The organism is Rossellomorea sp. QJM3NY_18, assembly GCF_056173145.1.
Genome location: NZ_CM149659.1, coordinates 1,658,498 through 1,685,297, shown reverse-complemented (window position 1 = coordinate 1,685,297; position 26,800 = coordinate 1,658,498). Strand labels below are relative to the sequence as shown.

Genomic DNA, 26,800 nt, shown 5'->3' with positions numbered 1-26,800 from the left:
AGTTTATCCCACCATTCCCATTAAGTATACTACTGTAAAGATAAATACCCATACAACGTCGATGAAGTGCCAGTATAGAGAAGCTAAGTAGAACTTCGGCGCATTGTAGAGATTCAATCCACGTTTAGCATTACGAAGCATCAAACTGACGATCCATAGAAGACCGAATGCAACGTGTCCCCCGTGGAATCCTACAAGTGTGTAAAAGGCTGAACCAAAGGCACTACTAGTAAAAGTATGCCCATATTCATGTACGTAATGATTAAACTCATAAATCTCTAATCCCAGGAAGCCTGCCCCTAAAAGCACAGTGATCAATAACCAGGCCTGCATCCGTTGGAAATTGTAGTTTTTCATATGGTACATCGCATAAACACTTGTCAGCGAGCTTGTTAAAAGCAGCATCGTTGCTAAAAAGGAAAGCGGTAAATCAAAAAGATCAGTAGTGAGAGCATGGCTATCACTAGGAACTCTGTTTTTAAGAGCTAAATACGTTGCAAAAAGAGAGCCGAAAAGGACTGTTTCTCCACCAAGGAAAAACCAGAAGCCCATAAATTTATTTTTCCCCTCAAGGGTCGCCTTTTCAGGGGAGGCCGGCCAGGTCTTTGGCGTGAATTTTTCTTCAGCGTGCATTATGCCTTACCCCCTTTATCGTCGTCCATTAAATCTTCTTTATGCACATGATAACCGTGGTCATCTACAACAGAACGAAGGAACATGGATCCCAATGTGATGAGCATACCGATGATGAGGACAGGCAGCGCCCATGCTTTATCATCTACGTGATACATGGCACCGAATGCCGCAATGAATAATCCCAGTGAGATAAAGAAAGGTAAAATGGAATTATTAGGCATATGGATATCACCGATAGGTTCAGCTGGAGTCAATCCTTTATTCCCTTCCATTTTCTCTAACCAATAAGCGTCAAGGCCACGGATAAGCGGTGTTTGCTTAAAGTTATAGAACGGTGGTGGTGAAGGGATTGCCCATTCAATGGTACGTCCGTCTCCCCAAGGGTCATTGGATACTTTCACACCTTTAACCTGTGTTGAAATGATATTGATTAGATAAACGATTACGGCTACACCCATGAATCCTGCACCGATGGAGCTGATTAAGTTAGCCGTTTCGAATCCTTGACCAGGCAAGAATGTCCATACACGACGCGGCATTCCCATAAGTCCAAGGAAATGCTGGATGAAGAACGTTAAGTGGAATCCGATAAAGAATAACCAGAAAGCGATCTTTCCTAAGAAATCGTTCAACATTGTTCCAAACATTTTTGGCCAGTAATAATGAGTACCTGCTAATAAGGCAAATACTACACCACCTACGATAACGTAATGAAAGTGGGCAACAACGAAATACGTATCGTGGAACTGGTAATCTGCTGCGGCAGAAGCAAGCATAATTCCCGTTACCCCACCCGCTACGAAAGTAGGGATGAATGCTACAGCATAAAGCATAGGAGTCGTGAATCTCAGACTTCCTCCCCACATGGTAAGGAGCCAGTTAAAGATCTTGATACCCGTCGGAACGGCAATTGCCATCGTAGCGACGGCGAATATGGCATTCGCAATTGGTCCTAAACCAACCGTAAACATATGGTGGGCCCAAACCATGAATCCTAAGAAACCGATCAATACGGTTGCAAACACCATGGATGAGTATCCGAATAAGCGTTTTCTTGAGAAGTGTGGAATGATCTCAGAGAAAATCCCGAATGCAGGCAGTACAAGGATGTATACCTCAGGGTGGCCGAAAATCCAGAAGAAGTGTTCCCAGATAATCGTATTCCCTCCATTTGCCACATCGAAGAAATTCGCTCCGAACATACGATCAAACAGCATTAAGAATAAACCTACTGTCAAGGCAGGAAACGCGAATAAAATAAGTGCCGATGTAACAAATACTGTCCAGGTGAAAAGTGGCATACGCATATATGTCATTCCTGGAGCACGCATATTAATGATCGTTACAAGGAAATTGATACCACCTATCAATGTCCCCGCACCGGCAATTTGTAACCCCAATACATAGAAGTCGATTCCATGACCCGGTGACGCCATGGAAAGAGATGCATAAGATGTCCATCCTGCATCTGGCGCCCCTCCCATAAACCATGAAAGGTTCAGGAATACTCCCCCAAGGAAGAATAACCAGAACCCTAATGAGTTTACGAAAGGAAACGCAACGTCACGGGCACCGATTTGCAATGGTACAACGGCATTCATAAATGCAAATATTAGCGGCATGGCAGCCAGGAATATCATCGTCGTACCGTGCATCGTTAATAATTCGTTGTATAAACCAGCGCTAACAAAGTCGTTGTTAGGAACGGCAAGTTGTATACGAATGATAAGAGCTTCTAAACCACCGACAAGGAAGAAAAATCCTCCTGCCATTAGGTAAAGGATGGCGATCTTTTTATGGTCCACTGTTGTCATATAGTCCCATACAGTCGCGCCGAAGCCTTTTTTCTGTGAATAGCTACTCACGATTAAACCTCCCTTTTACTAATCCCCAATTAATCTTGAACCTTTAAGCCCATTAAATACTCTGCAAGTGCATCAATTTCATCTTCCTGCAGGTTACCATATGTACCTGTCATTTTATTACCTGGTTTGTATTGCTCAGGATCTGATATCCAATTTTTCAACTCTTCTTCATTATGATCTAATACACCAGCGATACGTGAACGCTCACCGAAGTTAGATAAGTTAGGAGCAAGTCGAGCAGATTCAGGTCTTCCATCCTGTGGTGATACGGCGTGACAGCTTAAGCATTTTTTGCTGAAGATTTCTTGCCCTTGTTGAGCTAGATCAGAAGACGGTTTCGGTTCTCCTGCATTTTTCATATCTTCAACCCATGCTGTAAATTCCTCTTTAGGAAGCGCTTTAACTTTAAAGTCCATCAAAGCGTGGGAAGGACCACATAACTCAGCACATTTTCCATAGAATAATCCGCCTGCATCTTTGGCCTTTTTCCCGTCAAACTCAAGGAAGAATTTATTTACACCATCAACGTTTGTATCAATCTTTCCTCCTGCTGCAGGGATCCAGAATGAATGTTTTACATCAGATGCTGTCACATTGAAATATACCTTTTGATCAGTCGGGACAACTAAGTCTTGAGATGTAATGATCTTTTCATCAGGATATTCGAACTCCCACCAGTAAAGGTTGGCACGGACATTTATCACTAATGCCTCACGATTTCCGTCTGCATCCTTTTTATCCATCGCCTTTGTATCCGCTAACTGGAACGTTGCCGTAACAGTCGGGACAGCAAGGATAAGAAGTAGGATGATCGGGATAACGGTCCACACAATTTCAAGTGTGTGACTACCCTCTACCTGCTTAGGGATTTTTGTATCCCCTTTCTTTCTACGGAAACGAACGATCGCAACCATATAGACAACCATGACTACAATGATGACCAATACCATAATTAATGTTGCAAGTATCATCAAATCATATTGTGTCTGTGCTACTTCACCAGCTGGCTGCAGTGTGGAGAGAAATGGCTCTCCACAGCCAGAAAGAACTAGCGCTAACATTGCTACAATTGAAAATAAGCGCCACTTAGATAGCCTTGCTTTCATAGCTTAATCAAACCCCTCTTTCATGTAATGTACTTTGAATAAAACAAGGACCCATAAAAAATATCTATTTGGATTTCTTAACAGAAAGAATTCCCGCTAATCTTAAAGTACCGTAACGATTACCATCGCTACGAACAAGATAGTCAAGTAATTTAATGAATAGACAAACATAAGTTTTGACCACTTAATATCGTCTTTCATCTTATACCCCGCCAGACCAAGTGCGAGCCAGCCGATGTTAAAGGCCGTTGCCAGAATAAAGAAGAACATTCCGAGATCCATCAAGAAGAAAGGAAGGGGTAAAAGGGCCGCAACCCATGCTACGATATGGTGCTTCGTTGTAGCGAATCCTTTCACTACTGGAAGCATCGGGATATTAGCTGCTCTGTATTCTTCCACTCTTTTCATCGCTAATGCATAGAAATGAGGAGGCTGCCAGATAAACATCATCAGAAACAGCACCCAGGCGACTACATCCAGGTTTGCATCTACAGCTGCCCAGCCGATTAGGGGCGGAACCGCACCAGAGATACTTCCAACAATTGTGTTGCTTACATATTTTCTTTTTGACCACATTGTATATAATACAACGTAACTAAATACCCCGATCAAGCCAATGACACCAGCAGTGATGGTTGTCATGAATAACATGATGAGACCGACCGCAATCATGAGTAACCCAAGGGACAATGCCTTTGGTCCATTGATCTTGCCTGTTACGGTTGGACGTTCCTTCGTTCTTTCCATCAGATGATCGATGTCCCGATCATATACATTGTTAATGGAGCAGGACCCCGCAATAATAAGGGAAGAACCTATCAACGTAAGAAACATGATATCCAGGGAATTTAGAAAGTGTGTATTCGTAAAATAAAAGGCTAACCACATACCTGTAAAGGTTGTAATTAAATTGGAATTAACGATCCCAATTTTAATGAGCGCTAAAAAATCCTTCCAAGCAGTGGAAGCTGTCACATCTGCTTTTTCAACGTCTGTCATGATTCGACTGTTAGACATTTTCTCTCTCCTCTCTATAAAAGGCAAGAGGTTTGTTGCCACCTCTATACTATATAGGAAATGATTAACTATTTCTATATTCATCTGTAAAACATCCACAGATAAGAAATAGTATATATGCTATCAATATTATATTAAACCATATATTTTTTCCTTTTTGGGGGAGAATTAGACAATTATGTGAAGAAATTGTGAAGAAAGAAAGACGCAGACGGTTCTTCATATTTCTACCAACATTTTAATCCCATCATACCATAAAACACAGCAAAGCGCTTACAGATTTTGTTTTTACGCAAATTAGTCCTTCCCTACTATTACTATTCTCTATTCTCCCAATATAAATGCTCATAATTCTGTAACATTTTATCGGTTGAGTTTTTCATACCTATTATGTAATATCGTAGAGGCATATATATTTTTCTACTATATTTATTTATAGAAAGTGTGTAGAGTTTTTTAATTAAGAAGGTGAATAGATTGCAAAAAGGTGTTCACAAAGGATTAAAGTGGCTTGCCGTTCTGACCACTTTGGGGATGTTATTCGTGCTGTTGGGTGGAGCCCTGGTGACGAAGACGGAATCCGGCATGGGCTGCGGGCGATCTTGGCCCCTTTGTAACGGACAGTTCATCCCAAGTGATATTACATTTGAGCTTATTATAGAATTAGCACACCGTGTTGTATCAGGCGGTGTGGGATTATTGGTTCTGGCTTTATCGATCTGGTCATGGAGGTCAATCGGTTATAAACGGGAAACAAAATTCCTTGCAGCCCTTTCTTTCTTCTTTCTTGTATTGCAGGGATTAATCGGTGCTGCAGCTGTATTATGGGGGCAATCGGATTTCGTCCTGGCCATCCATTTTGGAATTTCCCTTATTTCTTTTGCTTCTATATTATTATTGACATTTCTGATTTTTGAAGTCGACCAGAAATTTGATGCGAATTCATTGGTCATCAACAAACGGATGAGATTTCATACGGTTGGGGTGACGATTTATAGTTATCTTGTTGTTTATACCGGCGCTCTCGTAAGGCATACGGAGTCCAGCTTGGTGTGCAAGGATTGGCCATTATGCGTCAACTCCTCCCCAAGCCTACCCACTAATCTATACGAATGGATTCAAATGGGGCACAGGGCAGCAGCAGGCCTCATCTTCTTATGGATTGCTTATATCACTTACATTGCCATTAAAGAGCATAAGCACCAGAAAGTGATCTACTGGGGTTGGATCATTGCCTTTACCCTGGTTTGTCTTCAAGTAATGAGTGGGGCACTTGTAGTGTTCACCAGACTGAATCTGGCAATTGCCTTAATGCACGCTTTAATTATTTCTTGTCTGTTTGGATTATTATGTTACTTCAATCTTCTTGCTTCAAGAAGTAAACGTAAGCCATAGAAAAAAGGATTCCGGTACATGTACCGGAATCCTTTTTCATTAAGCTTTATCCACTTCAATCAATAAATCCCCCGGGCTGATGGCATCCCCGTTTTCCACATAGATATCTTTAACTACACCTGCAAAAGGTGCCTGAACGGTCGTTTCCATCTTCATGGCTTCAGTTATCATTAAATGATCTCCCTTTTCAACCGTTTCTCCTTTTTCTGCGATGACCCGTATAACGGTTCCCGGCATAGAAGCCCCGATATGATTTTCATTTTTCACATCAGCCTTCATTTTGGCCGCCACAGTGGATTTAATACTTTCGTCCTTAATGACTACTTCACGTGCCTGGCCATTAAGTTCGAAGTAAACAATACGGGTACCATCTGCCTGAGCCTGGCCAATCGAGACAAGCTTCACGATGAGTGTCTTTCCGGTTTCGATTTCCACTTCTATTTCTTCACCCAGTCTCATCCCGAATAAGAATGTAGGGGTATCAAGGACTGAGATATCTCCGAATTGATCCATTGTTTGTGCGTATTCCATGAATACTTTCGGATACAGGGAATATCCAAGGGCATCAAAACTCGTGACCGGACGCTCGAGGTCTTCAAAGAGTTTTTCTTTCAACGCTGTGAAGTCCACATCATCCAGTAGTTCTCCAGGTCGTACGGTCAAAGGATTGCGTCCTTTCAAAATCACGCTCTGCAATTCTTTAGGAAAGCCTCCGTGAGGTTGACCCAGGGATCCTTCAAATAATTCAACCACTGAATCAGGAAAATCAATTTTCTCACCTTTTTCAAGTACGTCTGTTTCGGACAAATCGTTTTGAACCATGAACAAAGCCATGTCTCCGACTACTTTAGAAGAAGGAGTCACCTTGACTATGTCCCCGAAGAGATGGTTGACCCTTGCATACATGTCTTTTACTTCTTCCCAACGGTGACCCAGCCCAACTGCTTTTGCCTGTTGCTGAAGATTGCTGTACTGTCCCCCGGGCATCTCATGTTTGTACACTTCTGAATGCGGCGACATCATCCCACTTTCAAAGTCTGCATAATACTTTCGGACGTCTTCCCAATAGTGAGAGAGGGTTTCCAGGGAATCGATATTTACATTCGGTTCTCTTTCCGTCCCTTTTAACGCGTAATATAACGTATTGGCGCTTGGTTGGGACGTCAGGCCGGACATGGTGCTGAGGGCCGTATCCACAATGTCAACACCCGCTTCCACGGCTCTGGCGTATGTGTAGATTCCGTTCCCGCTCGTATCGTGTGTATGCAGGTGAATCGGCAGGCTGACAGTATCTTTCAGTTCGGAAATCAACCGGTAGGCAGACTGTGGCTTCAACAGTCCCGCCATATCCTTGATAGCCAGAATATGGGCACCACTCGCTTCGAGTTCTTTGGCCATATTCTTATAGTAATCGATATTATATTTTGTCCGTGTCGGGTCATCGATATCACCGGTATAGCAAATGGCCGCTTCTGCGATTTTTCCGCTTTGTCTCACGGCATCGATCGCTACTTCCATTCCTTTGACCCAGTTTAAGCTGTCAAAGATCCTGAAGACGTCAATACCGGCAAACGCTGATTTTTCGACGAATTCCCTTATTACATTGTCCGGGTAGTTCTTATACCCTACCGCATTGGATGCTCTTAGGAGCATTTGGAATAAGACATTTGGAATGCGTTCTCTCAAAGTCAACAATCGATTCCATGGGTCTTCCTTAAGAAAGCGGTATGCCACATCGAATGTTGCTCCACCCCACATTTCATATGAAAACATATCCGGCAGCAACTGAGATGTTGGTTCAGCTATCTGCTTCAGGTCATTTGTTCTGACACGTGTCGCCAGTAAAGATTGATGGGCATCACGGAATGTTGTATCTGTGAGGAGTACAGAGTTCTGCTCTTTGACCCAATTCACCAGGCCGTCCGCCCCATGCTGATCCAGGATTTGTTTCGTTCCTGGTTGAAAATCTCTCTTTACGTCAAGGGTAGGTACCCGCGGTTTTTGGAAAACAGGTTTTTTCTTTTTCTCTACTCCCGGGAAGCCATTAACGGTTACGTTCCCGATATACGAAAGCATTTTCGTTCCACGGTCTTTCCTTTTCGGGAAAATGAATAGTTCAGGAGTCGTATCGATAAACGATGTATCATATTGTCCTGTAATGAAGTTTTCATGCTTTACAACATTTTCTAAAAAAGGGATATTCGTTTTGATCCCCCGTATTCTAAATTCTTGAAGATTTCTGACCATTTTGGACGCAGCTTGTTCAAATGTAAGAGCCCATGTGGAAAGCTTCACCAGAAGGGAATCGTAATAAGGTGTAATGACCGCACCCTGGAATCCATTCCCTGCATCGAGACGGACCCCGAAACCTCCACCTGATCGGTACGCCATGATTTTCCCGGTGTCAGGCATGAAGTTGTTCAATGGATCCTCCGTTGTCACACGGGATTGAATGGCAAATCCATTCGTCCTGATGTCATCCTGAAGAGGGATACCAAGCTTGTCGCTGTGCAGGGCATAACCTTCCGCGATCATCAATTGTGATTGTACAATATCAACTCCTGTCACCATTTCCGTAATGGTATGTTCCACTTGTACACGTGGATTTACTTCGATGAAGTAGAACTGATCATTCGCTACCAGGAACTCAACGGTCCCTGCGTTCACGTACTTGACATTATCCATTAACCGGACGGCTGCTTCGCAGATATCTTCTCTCAGCTGATCACTCAAGGATACGGATGGGGCAATTTCCACTACCTTTTGATGGCGTCTCTGAATGGAACAATCACGCTCATATAAGTGAACGATGTTACCGTCATGATCTCCAAGAATCTGGACTTCAATGTGTTTCGGATTTTCAACAAATCTCTCCACATAAATCTCATCATTACCAAACGCTGCCTTGGCTTCTGATTTGGCTCGCTCATAGGCTTCTTTTAAGCTTTCAAGGTTTCGGACGATGCGCATTCCCCGTCCACCGCCACCCAGTGAGGCTTTAATGATGATCGGGAATCCATTTTCCTTCCCAAAGCTGATGACTTCTTCCAAAGTTTCTACAGGTCCATCTGTACCCGGGATGACCGGAATATTCGCCTGCTGGGCCTGATGCCGTGCCTTAACCTTGTCACCAAACATATTCAAGTGCTCAGAATGAGGTCCTACAAAGGTGATTCCCTCTTCTTCACAACGTCTGGCAAAATGGATATTTTCAGACAGGAAGCCATATCCCGGGTGGATGGCATCCACATCTGCATTCTTTGCAATTCGGATGATCCCTTCTATATCCAGATAAGCATCAATAGGTTTCTTCCCCTCACCTATCAAATAGGCTTCATCTGCCTTATATCGATGATATGCCCCTGAATCTTCTTTACTATAGATCGCTACGGTTCTAATATTAAGCTCCGTACATGCACGGAACACACGGATGGCAATTTCTCCGCGGTTAGCTACCAGTACTTTTTTAATTCGTTTCAATACACTCTCTCCTTTTGGCTATTCATGATTGAAATTCTCCATATTGAAGTCTATGAAAAAAGGGCTGACCCCAAAGATAATTAAGAAGTATCTTAGGGGGCAGACCCTAGACTTAGAGTTTTAGATACTCTATCAAAGTGACCTACATTTTTACACCATATATTTTTTTGCTATTATCCTTATTCTCCGAAGGATAGTCATTTTCCTTCTTTGTTTTATATTTTTCTTCAAATTTTACAAACATCGACACATTTACTAAGACACCCATCGACAAAGATAGCACCAACAGGGACGATCCACCGTAACTGATGAACGGGAGCGGGACCCCTGTGATCGGTATTAATCCGGATACCCCTCCAAGATTGATGAAAGCCTGGATGCCGATCATGCAGGAGATTCCGATTGCAAGCATCGTTCCAAACGGATCCTGACATTTCACGCCTGTATAGATACCCCGGAGCACAATATAAGAAAGGCCGAGGATGACAAAGCTTACCCCGAATACGCCTAACTCTTCAGCAATGATGGCCATGATGAAATCCGTCTGGGGCTCGGGTAAATAACCAAGTTTTTGGACGCTTTGTCCTAATCCGAGACCTTTCACTCCCCCGGACCCGATCGCAAGGTAAGAGTTCACCAAATGGTACCCTTCACCCTGTGCGTATTTAAACGGGGAAAGGTAGGCTTCAATCCTGCTAAGCCTTTCCTTAGTAAAGATGAAGCCCCTTGCCAGGTAAATGACCGGGGAGATGACAATTAAAAATCCAACTCCCAGACCTGCAAGCTTGAAAAATGTTTTATAACTGATCCCCGAACAGGAAATGACAATGGCACCGATGGCAAAGATGATAGCTGACGTACCAAAGTCGGGTTCCAGAAATACTAAAAAGCAAATAAAGCCAAGAAACAGTAATGGAGGTGCAAGACCTTTATTGAAGTCATCTATGTATGCCTGTTTCTTAGAGTAAACGGAACCAAGGTAAATGATGACTGCAAGTTTCGCAAACTCCGATGGCTGGATGGGCATGAACCCTAAGTTGATCCAACTTTTAGCGTTATTCACCTCATACCCAAAAATATGTACCGCAAGTAATAAACCGATGATCACAAACATCAGGCCTTTAATGATCTTACTTACTTGAAAAGCTTTATACGGAAACCATGCGGCTAGTGTAAAAGCAATAAAGCCGATGATGATATTGATCATCTGCCTTTTATAAAAGTGGTCACTGTCCCAGCCGAACCGTTCTACTGCCATGACCATACTGGCACTATAAATCATGACGAGGCCAAATAAACAAAGGATTACATACACAGCGATTAGCGAATAATCGTAGGATTTTGCTATTTTTTTAATCATGACATTTCAATCCTTTTTCTCTTATATCATTTTCATCTCTTATAATCATCTGTTCTTTAACAAAAAAACTCAAACAACAGATCTATGTATTGTTTGAGTTGTCATGACTATTTTACTTTTTTGTAGATGCTTCATGAAGGGCAGAAAGTTGTCTTTCCAAAGAATCAATCAGATCTTTTCCATCTTGATCATCTACAAGCCCTAAGCGGACCGCAAATTCTATTTCACGAGATAATCCGAACATTTGGGTATCCAATACTTCCTCATATAAAGGACATTGGGGCATCGTTAAATTATCCATTTGCACTTTAATAAGTTGTAATATCTTTTCTGCGTCGGCCTTTAATAGTTCATAGGCTTTTTCCCGATGATTGATTGTCATTTCTGACGCCACAGTGATCCCCCCATTCCGAACAAATAACCTTCCTGTCTTAAAATTTTATCGTTAAACCCGATAAATTGCAAGAAAAATAAGTGTTTTCCCCGGGATTCATTGACAGAATTTCGAACAATTTTCAAAGGGTAAATAGGGGGATCCCACCACGGGATGTACCATTATTTCAGGTTAAAATATACTCCATGAGTGTTCATCACTGAGCATTTCGAGAAGCTTCAGCCCCGCAATGCTATTTCCGACATCATCAAGTGCCGGTCCGAAGATCCCTATTCCGCATTTACCCGGAACCGATCCCATGATGCCGCCGGATACACCACTCTTCGCGGGAATCCCCACCTTAATGGCAAACTCCCCGGAGGTATTATACATCCCGCATGTAACCATGAACGTTTTACATACTCTGGCCACATCCCTCGTAATCAATTCGCGGCCGCTCTCAGGATCGATTCCATCATTGGCGAATACCGCTCCCATCTTGGCAAGATCCACACAGTTCATCTCCACGGCGCATTGCTTCGTGTAGAGAACGAGTAAATCTTCGACATTTCCTGTGATCACTCCATGCTGCTTCATGAAATAGCAAAGGGATCGGTTCAGATTGGCCGTTTGCAATTCTGAATATGCCACATCTTCATTATATGAGACCGTTTCTCCTGTCATATGATTTATGAATTCGATTAAGCGGTGCCATTTCTCCATTCCGGTGTTTCCCTTGATCATATTCGTTACAGCAAGGGCCCCTGCATTGATCATCGGATTAAGGGGCTTTGACGGCTTGTGGGTTTCGAGCTTCGCAATGGAGTTGAATGGATCTCCTGTAGGTTCCATTCCAACCTTGGAAAAAACGTACTCTTCCCCATAGTCCATTAGGACGAGTGCAAGGGTTATCACCTTTGAAATGCTTTGTAGAGTGAATTTCTTCAAATGATCCCCGGCATAACAGGAGTTATTATCCAATGTGTAAATGCTGATTGCCAGATCATGGGGATTTTGATCCTTAAGTGCGGGTATGTACTCTGCAACCTTTCCTTCAGATGCATAGGGTCTCGCCTTTTCAACTAATCCTTCCAACCATTCCTGAGTGTTTATCATATCTCCAACAGCTCCTTTTATCCTATTTATCATTTCCCTATTTTCATTCATTGAAAACGCTGAAAATGCTTTCATCAGAATGTGACAAACCTGCTCTTAACATATATACTGATACTATCAGCGAGAGGAGGAGTCAGAAGTGGAAAGTATCATACCGATTAAAGGGAAGGTGAAATTCCCAATTACATTGGATGCGGGAGTTTGGATTTTTGATGATCGAAAAGTGGATTTAACTACATATTTTGATGATACGACAGAAAAAGTGGATGAGTTGGAAGAATATACTAAGGCCGTTTCCAAGCACTGGTCCCGGGAGATTCAAGAAGGTGCAACCTATCCTCCAACGTTGAAAACCGAGAAGAGATATGAGAAAGAAAAGATTCTTAACGGAACATTCGCCATACCTTTTGCGCCATTTTTAAAAAATGCAGAGCCACTTCCTGAAGGTGCGTCCATCGTGATTGAAACCGAAACCGGGGATCACCCTCTGGATTTGAATCAGGCTGATCAGCTGTTGATCGGATTTTCTAAAGAAGGCAAGCCCCTCAGGGAAGACGGACCCGTTCATGTTTATTTTATGGATGGATCGAACAGGGACAGGCCAATTACCAATGTCAGGGCATTTCGTGTTGAATAATCATAACGTATAAAAAACCGGTTCAGTTACATTGGAACCGGTTTTTTCATACGTTATCATTATGTGGTCTAACGTTTACAAGATATCCGCTGCAAGCTGTGCTAATCCCGATCTTTCACCTTTCATAAGCTTCACATGTCCGGCTAAGTTTTGATCTTTGAATCTCTCCACTACATACGTCAGCCCATTATTATATTCATCAAGATATGGATGATCGATTTGAGCCGGATCTCCCATTAAGACAATTTTGCTCCGCTCCCCAACACGTGTCAGAATCGTTTTCACCTCATGCTTCGTCAGGTTCTGAGCTTCATCTATGATGATATATTGATCAGGAATGCTCCTTCCCCGTATATACGTCAAGGCTTCCACCTCGATGGATCCCATCCCGGCAAGAATATCATCCAGTTCACCCGGTTTTTTTGTATTGAACAGGTATTCGAGATTGTCAAAAATCGGCTGCATCCATGGCCTCAACTTCTCTTGCTTTTCACCTGGAAGATAACCAATATCTTTGCCCACCGGAACGATCGGGCGGGCAACGAGTAATTTATTGAATTTATTAAAGTCTTCCGTTTGTAAAAGACCTGCAGCAAGTGCTAAAAGTGTTTTACCTGTCCCTGCTTTCCCGACCATGGTCACTAACGAAATATCATCCCGTAATAATAACTCCGTTGCCATCGTTTGTTGGACATTCCTCGCTTTAATTCCCCACATATGTTCTTGGTCATAGACCAGTTTCTTCACCTTGAGGCCGGTGGTATCAACCATTCCAAGGGCAGATGCAGAACTTCCGAGGGCATCTTTCATAATGAGGAATTGATGGGAATAAAATCGTTGCTTCGTTATATCCGTAAGGGTCAGTTCCCCTTTGTCATAAAATTTATTGAGAAATTCTCTCTCGGTGTATAATTCGATAAATCCGGTATAAATATCATTGACTTCAATGACCCTGTCACTCAGGAAGTCTTCTGCGAGTAAACCCAAAGCATCTGCCTTGACTCTGACAAGGGTATCTTTACTGACAAGGATGACCGCTTTCCCGTCCTTTTTTGCTTCTTCCTCGAGTGAAAGGTTTTTTGCTACGGCGATGATCCGATTATCATTTGTTTTCTCAACAAATATATCTTGAAGCTGCTGAAAGGAGCGGTGATTTAGTTCAATTCGTAATGATCCACCTGTATAAAGGGGGATTTTTTCATGGAGCTTTCCTTCTTGCCGTAAATTATCTATCAGTTTCGATACATGTCTTGCGTTTCGTCCGATTTCATCCATATAACGCTTTTTGGAGTCCACTTCTTCTAAGACGACTGCAGGTATAACCACCTCATTATCCTGGAAAGAAAAGATGGCTTGTGGATCTTGTAATAAGACATTGGTATCTAATACATAAATTTTATTCAAATCGATGCCTCCTGCTCCTGATTTCTTATTACTATTGTATGTAGCCAATGATGTTCCGGTTATTCCCAGCTACTCAAATAGGACGGCCCGTTTCTTAAAATATATGAATAAACGTATAAAGATAGAAGAAAATTACACAATAAGAAAAGATATTGATTCTAAATCGGGAGGTATTCACATGTTTAAGCTACTCTCTCTCTTACTGGTTACCATCATCCTTGGAGCTTGCGCCAACAAAAATGAGGTCGGGTATAAAAATGATGCAAACAGTAAAAATAATAAACCAATCACTGTCCAGGATAGCAATATTCAACATGTCCAACGCAAGTCCGGACAACAAATTTCAAAGCATCTGGTGGAGCTGACCACAAGTGTACCGGATGTGAAAGATGCAACAGCTGTCGTCATTGGTAAATATGCATTTGTAGGGATCGATATCGATTCCGACGTCGAGCGTTCCCAGGTCGGTTCTATAAAATATTCCGTTGCAGAAGCACTTCAAAATGATCCCTTCGGTGCAGAGGCCATGGTCATCGCTGATCCGGACCTATATGCCCGATTGAAGGAAATCAGTAAAGATATCCAGAGAGGCGAACCGGTTCAGGGCATAATGAATGAATTGTCCGATATATCGGGTAGATTGATGCCTGAGATCCCTAAGTCTCTAAAGCAGACCGATCCCGAAAATGCCCCGGACGAACCTAAGAAAAAAATGAATAACTCAAAAGAAAAACAGCTTAGAAAAAAACAAGAAGATCAAACATATGATAAAATCGATTGATTGTAGAGCCTAATCTGTAATTGAGAAAAGCCATGAAAAAGCTTGGGATGCTAAGCTTTTTTCATGGCTTCTATAACTTGACGGTCCAAACGTTCTGCAGCCGCTTTATCATATGTCTTCTCATAAACGGGCTCTGTGGAAATTTTCGATCCATAGAACATGACATCTCTCACTTCATTAATGACAAGTTGAATAAGGGTTAGCTTCAAAGGCACTCCGGATAGTTTCTCATGGTGTACGGAAGCTTTTCCTCCAATCGAATACGTGGATTCATTTGCAATTAAGTTCACTACAACAAGCGGATTCCTCTTAATATTGTCGACGATTCTTGAACGTTGATCCACGGCAAACAATAGCGTATGTTCGTCTTTGGCAAAAATCCAGGATATTGCACTGACATTGGGACCATGTGTTTCATGGTCAACGGTAGCAAGTGTAACGAATCGCTCTGATTGAAGTTCATCAAACAATGCAGGAATTAAGCTTGGTTCTACTTGATTAGCCATACAATCCCCCCTGGTGACGTTTGTCTCTACGTCTACATGTGATTATCTTGATTCTACTATACCAAATACCATTGTTAAAGACATAATAGAATGTTAAATAAAGCGATCAACCTCACTTCATGATATACTAATATGACCAGAGTTATGATTAGAATACAAGTAGAGGTGTACGAAATGAGAGTAAAATGTGCTTTATGCGAAGTAATTGAAAATATTGATGATTATTCCCTGCAGGCGAAAAAGCTGCGTAACAGACCCATTCACACGTATATGTGTGAGAATTGCCACGACCGCATTAAAGAGAAGACAGAAGAACGTGTGTCGACGGGAAATTTCCGTTTTTATTGTTCTCCTCGAGTAGAAGATGACTTTTAAACAAATAGGTTCGGCCATTGGACTTATCTCAGGCACAATATTAGGTTTATTCCTTAAGTGGATGCAGGGACTGACCGGCATTAAAGTTTATGTATTATTATTGAATGTTGACTTCATCCCGTTGTTTGCATCTACATTGCCTGAATGGCTTGAGTTCTCTTTCCATTTACTTATTTCCTGCGGGATCGGTTTAGTATTTGTGTATCTAATGGAAAAGCTGAATGTATCTGAGAGGGGAGCATGGCTTCTTTCTCTGCTACTGACCTTCCCCACTGTCTTTCTATATTTTCCTCTTTCTTATCTGGCCGTACAGGATGTACCCCGCTTCCTCGATGGTACGGCCCTCACCATTTGGACAATTGGACATCTTCTATATGGACTAAGCCTGCCGCCACTCTATCAATTCTTTGCGAAGGCGAATCCAAAATAAAAAAAGCTGCAGTCCTTTGAATATGGACTGCAGCTATTTCATGCTTAAAACGTGCCTTTTTTCTTTTCATTCGTCAGGCGGATCTTGTAAATCACTAAGATTAAAGCCGCAACGACCAACCCTTCGGCAACCGGAAGAAAGATCCCGAGAAATGTCAGTACCGTACATCCGAGTATGAGAAAAGTATAAATCAGGATCGATTTCATGACTGGCAGCTTTTTCGCAAAACCGAGCTTATAAACTAAGATTGAGAGCCCAACTATGGTTATATAAAGCAACCACATACCCATTTCCGCGTTCTGGTCAACCCGGTAAAGGGATGCGAAAAAGGACAAACGCTCAGTTACATCCATTTCCTACTCCCCCTCCACTTAGCTTATTGAGTAACCTTATTTTTCTTTTCTGCTCTTTCACGTTCATTCTTATCAAGAATTTTTTTACGAAGACGGATCGATTCAGGTGTTACTTCACAATATTCATCGTCATTTAAATATTCCAATGACTCTTCCAATGTCATGATTCTTGCCTTTTTGATCGTAACAGTTTGATCCTTATTGGCAGAACGTACGTTAGTCGCCTGTTTCAGCTTCGTGATATTAACAGTAATATCATTTTCTCTTGTATGTTCTCCAACGATCATTCCACCATAAATTTCTGTTCCGGATTCAACGAAGATGATACCGCGGTCTTCCACCTGCATGATACCGTATTGGGACGCTTTACCAGTCTCCATGGAAACAAGCACACCTTGACGACGTCCGCCTACGCGGCCTTTCTGCAGTGGTTGATAGCCTTCGAATGTATGGTTGATGATACCATATCCACGAGTAAGAGTCATAAACTCCGTAGAATAACCGATTAGTCCACGCGCCGGTACCATAAACATTAAACGGACCTGTCCGTTACCGTTATTCACCATGTCAAGCATTTCGCCTTTACGTTGACCAAGTGATTCGATTACGCCTCCCATATACTCTTCAGGGATATCAATTTGAACACGTTCTACAGGCTCACTTTTCACACCATCGACTTCTTTGATGATAACCTGCGGCTTCGATACTTGTAACTCGTATCCTTCACGACGCATGTTTTCGATCAGGATGGAAAGGTGAAGCTCTCCACGGCCGGAAACTGTCCATGCATCAGGTGAATCCGTTGGTTCAACACGCAAACTTACATCGGTTTGCAGCTGAGCCATTAAACGCTCTTCAATCTTTCTTGAGGTAACAAATTTACCTTCTCTACCGGCAAATGGACTGTTGTTTACTAGGAATGTCATTTGTAATGTAGGCTCGTCAATGCGAAGAACCGGAAGTTGATCCTGATGCTCTACCGGACAAACCGTTTCACCTACGTTGATATCTTCCATACCGGATACAGCAATTAAATCCCCTGCTTTTGCTTCCTGGATTTCCTCACGCTTCAATCCGAAGAAACCAAAGATTTTCGTTACCCGGAATTGTTTGACGGAGCCGTCAAGCTTCATCAGCGCTACCTGCTGGCCAACTTTCATAGTCCCTCTGAACACACGACCGATCCCGATACGCCCTACGTAATCATTGTAATCAAGTAGTGCAACCTGGAATTGAAGGGGATCTTCAGAGTTGTCGACCGGTGCAGGAATGTTCTCAATGATGGACTCATATAAACACTGCATGGTTTCATCCTGTTTTTCCGGATCCGGATCTATACTTGCCGTACCGTTAATTGCAGATGCATAAACAACCGGAAATTCAAGCTGCTCATCATTTGCATCCAACTCAATGAATAACTCAAGTACTTCATCGATTACTTCTTCAGGACGTGCTGAAGGTTTGTCGATTTTGTTTACAACCACGATTGGTGTAAGATTTTGTTCCAGTGCTTTCTTAAGAACGAAACGGGTCTGTGGCATACAACCTTCATACGCATCCACAACCAGTAAAACACCATCTACCATTTTCATGATACGTTCTACTTCTCCACCGAAGTCAGCATGCCCTGGTGTATCAAGGATGTTGATTCGGGAATCTTTATATTGAATCGCCGTATTCTTCGCTAGGATCGTAATACCGCGTTCTCTTTCTAAATCATTTGAATCCATTGCACGTTCCGAAACAGTTTCGTTTTCGCGGAAGATTCCAGATTGCTTTAAAAGCTCATCAACTAATGTCGTTTTCCCGTGGTCAACGTGAGCAATAATAGCAATATTTCTAAGGTCATTTCTTAATTTCATATTTCCACTCCTGAATATTGGATTTCTTTATAGTGTAAAGATAGTATTTTTCAGTTCAACTAGACCATTATATCACAGCATTGACAAAAGCCCTAATAAATATTTCATATCCACTATTCATTCTTACTGAAAGTTTCCTTACCGACTTGAATAATCTGCTTCTTTGTTTCCTAAACCCATTGCGATTTATTGAATTGATAGGTAAAATTTAATAAGGGCAGCATACGAAGCTGCGGCGACAATCTGTTAGGGAAAGAATCATTGTTTATCAATATTGGGGGGTACATAATGGCAAATATAAAATGGATCTTTGTACTTTTTTCGATATTAGCAGCCGTATCACTTATGGGCATAGCGATTTCAATCAGCTTACAAAATATATGGATTGCAGGTGTAAGTATCCTTTGTTTATTTATTGTGATGGGATTCGGTTTTAAGACCAAGAAAAAATACAGAGAAGAAGGAAGATTGTAGGACGAAGAAAAGGAGTGGTGGCCATTCAACGGCCACCACTCCTTTTTCATTTACTTATTTCTATGAAGATAGTCAGTCAAAATGGTTCCATGCAGGCCAGGCTTCCCGACAAAGACAGAGCTTTTGTTTAATGGATTTAAAGGGTTTCCATCAAGGTCCGTCACCACTCCACCAAGCTCTTCGATCATAATCTTTCCGGCTGCAAAATCCCACGGGGCAAGTCGCATTGTCAGATATGCGTCAAGCCTCCCTGAAGCCACGTAAGCAAGCTCCATCGCAGCTGAACCATAGGACCTCGTCCCTCTTACATCTTGTACGAGTGGCGCCAGAATGGAGGAATCAATACGCTTGTTCTTTGTTACCCACAGTGCATTCAATGCGACAATCGCATCTTCCACAGGAACGGGCTCAAGCTTCGGAAGCTTCACATCATTCATATAGACACCTTTACCTTTACTCGCAAAGTAAAGCTCGTCATGCACTACATCATATATGTATCCTAACTTACCTTCATCTCCATCGTAAATCCCGATGGAAATGGCAAAGTTTCTCTGCTGATGGACAAAATTCATTGTGCCATCGATTGGGTCGATGATCCATGTGATTCCGGATAACTCTTTAAAATCATCACCATATCCTTCTTCACCCAGAATTTGATGGTCGGGATAATTGGTTCGTATGTTTTCAGTAAAGTATCGCTCAGTCGCTTCATCCATATCGGTGACCAAGTCATTTCGGTTCGATTTCGTTTTAATGTTCAGTTCGGTTTTAAATGACTGACGAATCCTCTCACCGGCTTCATGTATCCATGTTCTAACATTTTGATCTAGTTCAGTCCAATTTGTCATGTATTATTAGCCTCCAATGTGCTTAGCGAAAATCAGTGTAGTCATTACTAATATGTTCTTTTCAGATAATCTTAACTCCTAGATCCATTTCATTCAAGAAAATAGGCTTCACCAAGAAAGGTCATTTCCCCATAAAAAAGCGAACTCCCCAACCACTATGAGCTCGCGTTCAAAAGTAGATTTTGTTATCAGCATACTTTAAACCATTGGATGTTTATTGCTTTATAAAGCCTTCATTTTCATTAATTCTTCCCTGATACTCATAAGTTTCTGCTTGGACTTGGTCTGGGTTTCTGTATTCTTCGTTTGAATTGCTTCGAACAATACGGCTAATTCATAATCCATTTCAAGTCTCAGTACGTTCATTCTTTGCTGTTGGACATCACGTTTTTTAGAAGTGTTCATTACTTGTTTCATGGCCATACACCCCTTCCGAGTTTTCAATTTATCTGATTGTTCTGATAATATTTACTACATATTATGAAATACCAACTCATCTTGTAACTAAAATGTGCAGACACCTATAGATAATTCATTTGGCTACAAGCTTGTACCTCTTTATGGTAAGATATTGGTGGAAATAAGGAGGTTACTACATGACATTTAACGGTTTTACTAAAGATGATTTCAATGTTTTTAAGATTGATGGTCTAGATGACCGGATGACAGCCATCGCAGAACGGATCAGGCCAAAACTGGACTACCTGGGTGAACATTTCACCCCTGCTCTTAGTGCCCTGACCGGTGATGAGATGTTTTACCATGTGGCGAAACATGCAAGGCGCTCAGTGAATCCTCCAGATGACACCTGGGTTGCTTTCGCAAACAATAAACGCGGTTACAAAAAACATCCTCATTTCCAGATCGGATTATGGGAAACCCATGTATTTATTTGGTTTGCAATGATCTATGAAGCTCCATATAAAGTCGAATTCGGTAAAAAAGTCGAAGAAAATGCAGATAAGATAAGGTCATTGATTCCCGGTCACTTTGTTTGGTCCGGAGATCATACTAAACCGGATGCTGCACCCTTCTCCTCTCTATCACAAGATGAATTCATTGCTTTAACTGAAAGAGTTCAAAATGTAAAGAAAGCAGAACTTCTATGCGGACTTCATCTGAATCGTGACTCTGCCATTAAGATGAATGGGGATGAATTGATCCAGGAAGTTGAAAGTGCCTTTGAAATACTTTTACCCCTTTATAAAATGAACTAAACCATATAACTGTAGGGAATAATGCAGAAAGAACGACTGCCGTTTAGGGCAGTCGTTCTATTAATTCATCGATATTTTGGCAGCGTCCTGCTGCTCTTTCATTTTTTTCACTACATGATAGGAAGAATAACCGCTGGATTCTTCAAATTCTTTGCAGATCCTTTTCTCTTCTGCCATACCAGGGACTATTTCTTTAAATCGCTTATACCGATTCATCAGGTCCTCTCTTGAAACACCTTTTTCATATGCCTTTTCAATTGCTTCAAAAAAGGCTATGACCTCGATGACTTCCTCTGTGGACCAGTCTATATCGAAAGGGTATTGATATTCCATTTTGCACCACAACTCCTTTGATGATGTATTAATTCCATTTTCTACGAATGTTTTCACCTTGTAAAATCATCCGCTCGATGAGTTCTTTAACCGAAGGGATGTCCTGAATCAACCCCATCACCTGTCCTGCCCATGCAAAGCCTCTGTCTACTTCACCATCGTAGATATATCGTTTATTCGCCTCGCCGCTTATGTATGACTTTAACCCATCATATCCCAGATTCAATGTTTCGGCAGCCAGAATTTGATCTGTCCAAGAATTTGAAATCGCTCTGGCCGGGGCTCCTAAAGATCGTTTAATGACTACTGTACCACTCTCTTCCCCCTCAATCAAGGCACGTTTATACACGTCTGAGGCGTGTACGCACTCTTTTGTTGCTATGAATCTTGTCCCCATCTCGACTCCTTCTGCTCCGAAGCTAAGGGCTGCCATTAAGCCTCGTCCGTCCCCAATGCCTCCTGAAGCGATGACAGGGATGGATATAGCGTCCACAACTTGTGGAATCAAGACGAATGTCCCGATGTCATCCTTGCCCAAATGTCCTCCCCCTTCTTGTCCAACGACCATGACGGCCTCCGCACCGAGCTCTTCAGCCTTCAGAGCCTGTCTCTTTGATGCGACCAATACAAGCTTCACCATATTCTCCCCTTCAATTTGTCGGAACAGGGGAGTTGGGTTACCGCCTGTAACGGAGATGACCGGCACTTTCTCTTCAATGGCAATGTCAACAAACTCGCTGAATGGGCGTCCATGTTGACCGATGGCAAAGTTCACTCCAAACGGTTGATCTGTTAATGACCTTACCTTTTTGATTTCTTGACGAAGCTGTTCAGGGTTGTCTAGTGACATGGCAGTTATTTGACCAAGGCCTCCTGCATTCGACACCGCCGCAGCCAGTTCTGCATATGCCAGGTGGGCAAGCCCCCCTTGTATGATTGGATATCGAATGTTCAATAATTCTGTTACGCGCGTTTTCCAGTTCATTTAAATCCCTCCATTTATTGATTTATTCTCGATGGAGGTGGGGAAATCCTTTTCTTTAGTGTATTGTATATTAATAAGAAATAAGGTCAGCCTTGGATGAGAGGGCTGCAGGTATTTTATAGATTGGTTGTGTAGATTTTTGCCTCATTCGGGTGAAACGGATGTTTCACACGCCTTTCAGCTTTGCTGAAAGGTGCGAAATGAGCCAAAAATCAGGAGTAGGACTTCTTTCTTTTGTGCTATAAAAAAAATACACCTTCATGGGCGTATGTCACTATGCAAAGATTTTCTTAAGTGCTATAATTCTTTTGTTTGTTGAAAATATCGTAAGAATGCATGAAATTATAGTTTGAATCTTATATAATGATATCTTTAGCATGTATGTTGGTTTATTGTGCTATGAAGAATATAAAGAGGTGTTGAATGAATTGTCTCAAAATGAAACGCCGTTGTTTACCGGCTTAATTGAACATAGTAAAAAGAATCCCGTCCAGTTTCATATCCCAGGTCATAAGAAAGGTGCCGGTATGGATCCTGCATTTAAGGAATTCATAGGGGATAATGCGCTTTCCATTGATTTGATTAATATCGGTCCTTTAGATGACTTGCATCAACCTAAAGGAATGATCAAGGAAGCACAGGATTTGGCTGCCGAGGCATTCGGTGCCGATCATACTTTCTTCTCTGTTCAGGGGACGAGCGGAGCGATCATGACGATGGTCATGAGTGTGTGCGGACCTGGAGACAAGATCATTGTTCCAAGAAACGTGCATAAATCCGTTATGTCTGCGATTGTTTTCTCAGGGGCCACTCCTATCTTTATCCATCCCGATATTGATGAGGATCTTGGAATCTCTCACGGAATCACGACAGACGCCGTTGCAAAGGCTTTGGAACAAAACCCTGATGCCAAGGGTGTACTGGTCATCAATCCAACCTATTTCGGGATTTCGGCAGACCTAAAGAAAATCGTGGAAATTGCCCACTCTTACCATGTTCCGGTTCTGGTCGATGAAGCTCATGGGGTTCATATCCACTTCCATGATGAACTTCCCCTGTCAGCCATGCAGGCAGGTGCTGACTTAGCAGCTACGAGTGTCCATAAGCTCGGGGGATCCATGACTCAAAGTTCAGTCCTCAATATGAAAGAAGGACTTGTCTCTGCTAAGCGTGTACAGACCATTTTAAGCATGCTGACGACGACTTCCACGTCATACTTATTACTTGCATCTCTTGATGTTGCAAGAAAACGACTTGCTACTGAAGGACGGGAGCTCATCACCAAAACGATCGAACTCTCACAGAATATGCGGAAACAAATCAACGAGATTGACGGTTTATACTGTGTAGGGGAAGAAATTCTTGGAACAAAAGCCACCTATGCATATGATCCGACTAAGCTGATTGTGTCCGTGAAGGATCTTGGAATCAGCGGTTTCGATGCGGAAAAATGGTTAAGAGAAGCTCATAATATCGAGGTTGAAATGTCTGACCTTTATAATATCCTTTGCATCATCACACCTGGTGACACTGAATATGAAGGAACTCAATTGGTTAACGCTTTAAAAGGACTGGTTACCAGCCTGAAGAACCAGGGAGAGATGGCACCCGTTAAAGTGATGCTCCCGGATATTCCTGTTCTTTCCATTACACCAAGAGACGCTTTTTATGCTGATACCGAAGTCATTCCAATTGATGAATCCGTTGGAAGGACCATCGCTGAATTCATCATGGTCTACCCTCCCGGAATTCCCATTTTCATACCAGGGGAAATCATCACTCAGGAAAACATCCATTATATCAAGACCAATATAGAAGCAGGTCTACCTGTACAAGGGCCTGAAGACTATGATTTACGACATTTAAGAGTCATCAAAGAGCATCGTGCCATTCGATGAAAAAAAGGATGAAGAAGGTCCCCCTTCTTCATCCTTTTTATTTATAAGAACCCCTTTAATAGACGCTATTCATACCCGCTCCCCTTTAGCAGGCATTAATCATCCAATTCTTTATCATCGTTGCAGTTACAGCAGTTAGAGAATAAAACAGAAACCTTCTCATCTTCATAATGCTCAATAGTGCTTAGGCATGTTTGACATACAATTGTTCCCATCTTTTTTCCTCTCCTTTAAGTGGTTTTGTAAACGCTTTATCTTATCTGCTTCTATAATAATATAACACATTTAAAATATCAAGCCTAAATTGTATAACATATTTAACTTTTTATCCTCGCAATCAATCATACTTTTAATCATAAATGTGTATGTAAGGGGCTTCCCGAATATGTTGAATTCAAAAAAAAGATGCATGAATGAAGTGACTCATTCATGCATCTTTTATCATTATTCTATTGTTTTAATCCGGTGGGGGTCCAGTGTTTCATACCCCTTTGCACGGAGGCCTTTCACAATGTCCGTCAACGCTTCACTCGTCCATGTACGATCATGCATGAGGAGATTCGCTCCATCAATCAAATATGGGCTGTTTACCATAATATCCGTAATCGCTGCTTTATTTTGATATTGCTTTTCCCAATCATATCCGTAAGTCCAATTCATCAAGGACATCTTTTCTTCAGCTGCAAGCTCACGGCTGTAATCTGTATTTTGGCCGAAAGGGGCCCTGAAAAATTGCGGCCTCTCTCCCGTGATGGATTCGACAAGATCGCTGACAGAGAGGATTTCCTCTTTTTGTTCTTCCGGAGAAAGATCTCTTAAACTGCTGTGACTATATGTATGATTCCCAATCATAAATCCAAGATCATGAATCTTTTTTAACGTTTCTTTTTCCTCAGGCGTATCAAGAAAATGACCGTTCACAAAGAAAATGGCTGGTGCATTCAACTCTTTTAGGCCTTTAGCCATTTGCAGTGCATGTTGATCGGGTGCATCATCGATCGTCAGGAGTACCACTTTAGGGTTGGCTTCACCGATTGGTTCAATGCTCCAATTAGCCTCATTTATCTTATAATCCTTAGTTTGCACCACTTCTTTTGAAGGTTCTTCTTTCTCATTTGCTTCACTCTCTGACACTTCCGTTTCAGGGCCTTCACTCTGCTTCTGATCCACTTCTTTCACTTCAGTCTGGTCGGATTTTTCCGCTTCATGGCCGGTCCCCGTTTGTTCACTTCCGCAAGCAGTAAGGAGTAGGATGGTTAAGCCGGATGCTAAAATCTTTTTCATGTTTCTCACCTTTCCGTATTCACTTTGAATATTTTAACATATTCTAAAGAGAATCTGGGAAAGAATTAAAATATTTCCAATATATTTTCAAACGCCATCTTAAAAACAAAAAAGCATGTCAGACTGAATGAAGTGATAAATAACGTATGCTTTCTTGATTGGACGATCTTCCTTGCAACCATAAAGGCAAGGTAAAAAAACAGGACAAACATAATCCACTTATATTCTACATGATCTTTTTCAGAAATCCATTCAGCTATTGAAAACACGCTCCATAAAATCATTTGGACCAAAAAAGCAATGTACGATTTCATGATAAAACATCCTTTAATAGATTTATTTACATTTTCCCGTCCCAATATAATAAAAACACCCGGATGGCCCTTATATGTTTTTTCAAATCAAAAATCATCGTATTAACATAGTATATTCTTTTAAAGTGACTTTCATTATGTAGGACTTTTCAATTTTGTAACATTTTTATGACTTGGCGCTTTTTCATTTTCCCCTATGATAAAATGTGACGTAAGATACGTTTATGAGTAATTCATTTATATATTCACGACTCTACGTTCATAGCATCGTTTAAGAAAAGAGGATGATGTATGAAACATATATTAGCTTTTGCAATACTTACTTCCACGATGCTGATTTTGACTTCATGTGATGACATCTCATCTAATAAAGTGGTTTTAGCACAGGATCAATTTATAGAAAAACAGGTGATTTTTTTTACGGATGAAAGAAATGTTTCGAGGGAAATACCATACTACGATGCCATCATTGAACTTAAAAAACAGTACCCGGATCACTTTAAACAGCTAAAAGTTGTCAGTTTAAACACGAAGACAACAAATGATTTCGCTGATACTCCACCCACTTCTCCAGCCATCGTCGTGGTAGAGGACAATCAGATCATATGTAAGGTGGAAGGTCATAATTCTAAAGAAAATATTATAAAGCCTGTTTCCAAAGCCATTCAAACCTGGGAACATTAATGCATTAATAACGATATTTGAGGTCGAAGCCTACGCTTCGACCTCCTTTTTTTATCCTTAAAAAAAG

The 26,800-nt window shown here is 41.7% G+C and carries 28 protein-coding genes; 9 read left to right on the top strand and 19 right to left on the bottom strand.

Annotation, left to right across the window (positions count from 1 at the left end; translation table 11 throughout):
- Positions 1–3: 3 nt before the first annotated feature.
- The 4 genes from AC0VXY_RS08640 to cyoE all read right to left on the bottom strand — a co-directional run bounded on the left by AC0VXY_RS08640 (position 4) and on the right by cyoE (position 4,624).
- On the bottom strand, positions 4–633 hold the full coding sequence (locus tag AC0VXY_RS08640) for a cytochrome (ubi)quinol oxidase subunit III (RefSeq protein ID WP_034755953.1): 630 nt from the start codon (positions 631–633) through the stop codon (positions 4–6).
- On the bottom strand, positions 633–2,501 hold the full coding sequence (gene ctaD, locus AC0VXY_RS08635) for a cytochrome c oxidase subunit I (protein WP_435991547.1): 1,869 nt from the start codon (positions 2,499–2,501) through the stop codon (positions 633–635). The genes AC0VXY_RS08640 and ctaD overlap by 1 nt, the downstream gene beginning before the upstream one ends.
- Positions 2,502–2,530: 29 nt before the next feature.
- The gene (coxB, locus tag AC0VXY_RS08630) at positions 2,531–3,607 is read right to left on the bottom strand and encodes a cytochrome c oxidase subunit II (RefSeq protein ID WP_475527542.1); all 1,077 of its coding nucleotides are present in this window, start codon (positions 3,605–3,607) and stop codon (positions 2,531–2,533) included.
- A 102-nt stretch (positions 3,608–3,709) separates the two neighbouring features.
- The gene (gene cyoE, locus AC0VXY_RS08625; RefSeq protein ID WP_435991551.1) at positions 3,710–4,624 is read right to left on the bottom strand and encodes a heme o synthase; all 915 of its coding nucleotides are present in this window, start codon (positions 4,622–4,624) and stop codon (positions 3,710–3,712) included.
- Between the two features lie 477 nt (positions 4,625–5,101).
- Here cyoE and AC0VXY_RS08620 point away from each other — a divergent pair, with 477 nt between their 5' ends.
- A complete protein-coding gene (locus tag AC0VXY_RS08620; protein WP_435991553.1) occupies positions 5,102–6,019 on the top strand; it encodes a COX15/CtaA family protein in 918 nt (305 codons plus the stop codon).
- 39 nt (positions 6,020–6,058) lie between these two features.
- Here AC0VXY_RS08620 and pyc read toward each other — a convergent pair whose 3' ends face one another.
- From pyc to glsA, 4 genes are all read right to left on the bottom strand, one after another.
- The gene (pyc, locus tag AC0VXY_RS08615) at positions 6,059–9,499 is read right to left on the bottom strand and encodes a pyruvate carboxylase (RefSeq protein ID WP_475527541.1); all 3,441 of its coding nucleotides are present in this window, start codon (positions 9,497–9,499) and stop codon (positions 6,059–6,061) included.
- 142 nt (positions 9,500–9,641) lie between these two features.
- Entirely contained in the window at positions 9,642–10,859 is a 1,218-nt protein-coding gene (locus AC0VXY_RS08610) for an FtsW/RodA/SpoVE family cell cycle protein (protein WP_435991557.1), read from the bottom strand.
- A gap of 112 nt (positions 10,860–10,971) precedes the next feature.
- Complete coding sequence (locus tag AC0VXY_RS08605; protein WP_034755973.1) at positions 10,972–11,253, bottom strand: Fpa/YlaN family protein; 282 nt, start codon at positions 11,251–11,253, stop codon at positions 10,972–10,974.
- Positions 11,254–11,424: 171 nt separating this feature from the next.
- The gene (glsA, locus tag AC0VXY_RS08600; protein WP_435991559.1) at positions 11,425–12,348 is read right to left on the bottom strand and encodes a glutaminase A; all 924 of its coding nucleotides are present in this window, start codon (positions 12,346–12,348) and stop codon (positions 11,425–11,427) included.
- A gap of 139 nt (positions 12,349–12,487) precedes the next feature.
- On the opposite strand from glsA, the gene AC0VXY_RS08595 reads away from it, so the two are divergent.
- Positions 12,488–12,985 (top strand): peptidyl-prolyl cis-trans isomerase, encoded by a 498-nt coding sequence (locus tag AC0VXY_RS08595; RefSeq protein ID WP_475527540.1) that lies wholly within the window; start codon positions 12,488–12,490, stop codon positions 12,983–12,985.
- 75 nt (positions 12,986–13,060) lie between these two features.
- Here the strand turns inward: AC0VXY_RS08595 and AC0VXY_RS08590 are convergent, their stop codons facing one another.
- Positions 13,061–14,389 (bottom strand): PhoH family protein, encoded by a 1,329-nt coding sequence (locus AC0VXY_RS08590; RefSeq protein WP_475527539.1) that lies wholly within the window; start codon positions 14,387–14,389, stop codon positions 13,061–13,063.
- 178 nt (positions 14,390–14,567) lie between these two features.
- Here AC0VXY_RS08590 and AC0VXY_RS08585 point away from each other — a divergent pair, with 178 nt between their 5' ends.
- Positions 14,568–15,170, top strand: a complete 603-nt coding sequence (locus AC0VXY_RS08585; protein WP_435991565.1) for a YhcN/YlaJ family sporulation lipoprotein — start codon at positions 14,568–14,570, stop codon at positions 15,168–15,170.
- A gap of 50 nt (positions 15,171–15,220) precedes the next feature.
- On the opposite strand, the gene AC0VXY_RS08580 is transcribed toward AC0VXY_RS08585, so the two are convergent.
- Positions 15,221–15,676, bottom strand: a complete 456-nt coding sequence (locus AC0VXY_RS08580; RefSeq protein WP_435991567.1) for a pyridoxamine 5'-phosphate oxidase family protein — start codon at positions 15,674–15,676, stop codon at positions 15,221–15,223.
- A gap of 174 nt (positions 15,677–15,850) precedes the next feature.
- Between AC0VXY_RS08580 and AC0VXY_RS08575 the strand changes: the two genes are divergently transcribed.
- Positions 15,851–16,051 carry a YlaI family protein gene (locus AC0VXY_RS08575; RefSeq protein ID WP_435991569.1) on the top strand — a complete coding sequence of 67 codons (201 nt, stop codon included), beginning with the start codon at positions 15,851–15,853 and terminating at the stop codon, positions 16,049–16,051.
- The gene (locus AC0VXY_RS08570; RefSeq protein WP_475527538.1) at positions 16,041–16,481 is read left to right on the top strand and encodes a hypothetical protein; all 441 of its coding nucleotides are present in this window, start codon (positions 16,041–16,043) and stop codon (positions 16,479–16,481) included. Before AC0VXY_RS08575 ends, AC0VXY_RS08570 begins: the two co-directional genes overlap by 11 nt.
- Before the next feature lie 44 nt (positions 16,482–16,525).
- On the opposite strand, the gene AC0VXY_RS08565 is transcribed toward AC0VXY_RS08570, so the two are convergent.
- On the bottom strand, positions 16,526–16,834 hold the full coding sequence (locus AC0VXY_RS08565) for a YlaH-like family protein (RefSeq protein WP_034755992.1): 309 nt from the start codon (positions 16,832–16,834) through the stop codon (positions 16,526–16,528).
- Positions 16,835–16,857: 23 nt separating this feature from the next.
- Complete coding sequence (gene typA, locus AC0VXY_RS08560; RefSeq protein WP_435991573.1) at positions 16,858–18,696, bottom strand: translational GTPase TypA; 1,839 nt, start codon at positions 18,694–18,696, stop codon at positions 16,858–16,860.
- Positions 18,697–18,984: 288 nt separating this feature from the next.
- On the opposite strand from typA, the gene AC0VXY_RS08555 reads away from it, so the two are divergent.
- Positions 18,985–19,170, top strand: coding sequence for a YlaF family protein (locus tag AC0VXY_RS08555; RefSeq protein ID WP_435991575.1), 186 nt, complete (start codon positions 18,985–18,987; stop codon positions 19,168–19,170).
- A gap of 50 nt (positions 19,171–19,220) precedes the next feature.
- Here the strand turns inward: AC0VXY_RS08555 and AC0VXY_RS08550 are convergent, their stop codons facing one another.
- Positions 19,221–20,018 carry an inositol monophosphatase family protein gene (locus AC0VXY_RS08550; protein ID WP_475527537.1) on the bottom strand — a complete coding sequence of 266 codons (798 nt, stop codon included), beginning with the start codon at positions 20,016–20,018 and terminating at the stop codon, positions 19,221–19,223.
- Positions 20,019–20,240: 222 nt separating this feature from the next.
- Positions 20,241–20,435 (bottom strand): hypothetical protein, encoded by a 195-nt coding sequence (locus AC0VXY_RS08545; RefSeq protein ID WP_034756016.1) that lies wholly within the window; start codon positions 20,433–20,435, stop codon positions 20,241–20,243.
- Between the two features lie 179 nt (positions 20,436–20,614).
- On the opposite strand from AC0VXY_RS08545, the gene AC0VXY_RS08540 reads away from it, so the two are divergent.
- Complete coding sequence (locus tag AC0VXY_RS08540; RefSeq protein WP_475527536.1) at positions 20,615–21,235, top strand: YktB family protein; 621 nt, start codon at positions 20,615–20,617, stop codon at positions 21,233–21,235.
- Between the two features lie 60 nt (positions 21,236–21,295).
- Here AC0VXY_RS08540 and AC0VXY_RS08535 read toward each other — a convergent pair whose 3' ends face one another.
- On the bottom strand, positions 21,296–21,568 hold the full coding sequence (locus tag AC0VXY_RS08535; RefSeq protein ID WP_435991581.1) for a UPF0223 family protein: 273 nt from the start codon (positions 21,566–21,568) through the stop codon (positions 21,296–21,298).
- A gap of 28 nt (positions 21,569–21,596) precedes the next feature.
- A complete protein-coding gene (locus AC0VXY_RS08530; protein WP_475527535.1) occupies positions 21,597–22,553 on the bottom strand; it encodes an NAD(P)H-dependent flavin oxidoreductase in 957 nt (318 codons plus the stop codon).
- Between the two features lie 428 nt (positions 22,554–22,981).
- On the opposite strand from AC0VXY_RS08530, the gene AC0VXY_RS08525 reads away from it, so the two are divergent.
- On the top strand, positions 22,982–24,451 hold the full coding sequence (locus AC0VXY_RS08525; RefSeq protein ID WP_435991585.1) for an aminotransferase class I/II-fold pyridoxal phosphate-dependent enzyme: 1,470 nt from the start codon (positions 22,982–22,984) through the stop codon (positions 24,449–24,451).
- A gap of 95 nt (positions 24,452–24,546) precedes the next feature.
- Here the strand turns inward: AC0VXY_RS08525 and AC0VXY_RS08520 are convergent, their stop codons facing one another.
- The 3 genes from AC0VXY_RS08520 to AC0VXY_RS08510 all read right to left on the bottom strand — a co-directional run bounded on the left by AC0VXY_RS08520 (position 24,547) and on the right by AC0VXY_RS08510 (position 26,049).
- Positions 24,547–24,666 (bottom strand): GapA-binding peptide SR1P, encoded by a 120-nt coding sequence (locus tag AC0VXY_RS08520; RefSeq protein WP_435991587.1) that lies wholly within the window; start codon positions 24,664–24,666, stop codon positions 24,547–24,549.
- 229 nt (positions 24,667–24,895) lie between these two features.
- Positions 24,896–25,735 (bottom strand): polysaccharide deacetylase family protein, encoded by an 840-nt coding sequence (locus tag AC0VXY_RS08515; protein ID WP_475527534.1) that lies wholly within the window; start codon positions 25,733–25,735, stop codon positions 24,896–24,898.
- A gap of 65 nt (positions 25,736–25,800) precedes the next feature.
- Entirely contained in the window at positions 25,801–26,049 is a 249-nt protein-coding gene (locus AC0VXY_RS08510; RefSeq protein ID WP_475527533.1) for a hypothetical protein, read from the bottom strand.
- A gap of 291 nt (positions 26,050–26,340) precedes the next feature.
- On the opposite strand from AC0VXY_RS08510, the gene AC0VXY_RS08505 reads away from it, so the two are divergent.
- Positions 26,341–26,733 (top strand): small peptidoglycan-associated lipoprotein, encoded by a 393-nt coding sequence (locus AC0VXY_RS08505; protein ID WP_435991593.1) that lies wholly within the window; start codon positions 26,341–26,343, stop codon positions 26,731–26,733.
- Positions 26,734–26,800 lie beyond the last annotated feature (67 nt).

Bases quoted from the DNA above. Each gene is read 5' to 3' on its own strand.
- AC0VXY_RS08640 (WP_034755953.1), bottom strand. From the start codon at position 633: ATGCACGCTGAAGAAAAATTCACGCCAAAGACCTGGCCGGCCTCCCCT.
- coxB (WP_475527542.1), bottom strand. From the start codon at position 3,607: ATGAAAGCAAGGCTATCTAAGTGGCGCTTATTTTCAATTGTAGCAATG.
- cyoE (WP_435991551.1), bottom strand. From the start codon at position 4,624: ATGTCTAACAGTCGAATCATGACAGACGTTGAAAAAGCAGATGTGACA.
- AC0VXY_RS08610 (WP_435991557.1), bottom strand. From the start codon at position 10,859: ATGATTAAAAAAATAGCAAAATCCTACGATTATTCGCTAATCGCTGTG.
- glsA (WP_435991559.1), bottom strand. From the start codon at position 12,348: ATGATAAACACTCAGGAATGGTTGGAAGGATTAGTTGAAAAGGCGAGA.
- AC0VXY_RS08585 (WP_435991565.1), top strand. From the start codon at position 14,568: ATGTTTAAGCTACTCTCTCTCTTACTGGTTACCATCATCCTTGGAGCT.
- AC0VXY_RS08580 (WP_435991567.1), bottom strand. From the start codon at position 15,676: ATGGCTAATCAAGTAGAACCAAGCTTAATTCCTGCATTGTTTGATGAA.
- AC0VXY_RS08575 (WP_435991569.1), top strand. From the start codon at position 15,851: ATGAGAGTAAAATGTGCTTTATGCGAAGTAATTGAAAATATTGATGAT.
- AC0VXY_RS08570 (WP_475527538.1), top strand. From the start codon at position 16,041: ATGACTTTTAAACAAATAGGTTCGGCCATTGGACTTATCTCAGGCACA.
- AC0VXY_RS08565 (WP_034755992.1), bottom strand. From the start codon at position 16,834: ATGGATGTAACTGAGCGTTTGTCCTTTTTCGCATCCCTTTACCGGGTT.
- typA (WP_435991573.1), bottom strand. From the start codon at position 18,696: ATGAAATTAAGAAATGACCTTAGAAATATTGCTATTATTGCTCACGTT.
- AC0VXY_RS08555 (WP_435991575.1), top strand. From the start codon at position 18,985: ATGGCAAATATAAAATGGATCTTTGTACTTTTTTCGATATTAGCAGCC.
- AC0VXY_RS08550 (WP_475527537.1), bottom strand. From the start codon at position 20,018: ATGACAAATTGGACTGAACTAGATCAAAATGTTAGAACATGGATACAT.
- AC0VXY_RS08545 (WP_034756016.1), bottom strand. From the start codon at position 20,435: ATGAAACAAGTAATGAACACTTCTAAAAAACGTGATGTCCAACAGCAA.
- AC0VXY_RS08540 (WP_475527536.1), top strand. From the start codon at position 20,615: ATGACATTTAACGGTTTTACTAAAGATGATTTCAATGTTTTTAAGATT.
- AC0VXY_RS08535 (WP_435991581.1), bottom strand. From the start codon at position 21,568: ATGGAATATCAATACCCTTTCGATATAGACTGGTCCACAGAGGAAGTC.
- AC0VXY_RS08530 (WP_475527535.1), bottom strand. From the start codon at position 22,553: ATGAACTGGAAAACGCGCGTAACAGAATTATTGAACATTCGATATCCA.
- AC0VXY_RS08520 (WP_435991587.1), bottom strand. From the start codon at position 24,666: ATGGGAACAATTGTATGTCAAACATGCCTAAGCACTATTGAGCATTAT.
- AC0VXY_RS08515 (WP_475527534.1), bottom strand. From the start codon at position 25,735: ATGAAAAAGATTTTAGCATCCGGCTTAACCATCCTACTCCTTACTGCT.
- AC0VXY_RS08510 (WP_475527533.1), bottom strand. From the start codon at position 26,049: ATGAAATCGTACATTGCTTTTTTGGTCCAAATGATTTTATGGAGCGTG.
- AC0VXY_RS08505 (WP_435991593.1), top strand. From the start codon at position 26,341: ATGAAACATATATTAGCTTTTGCAATACTTACTTCCACGATGCTGATT.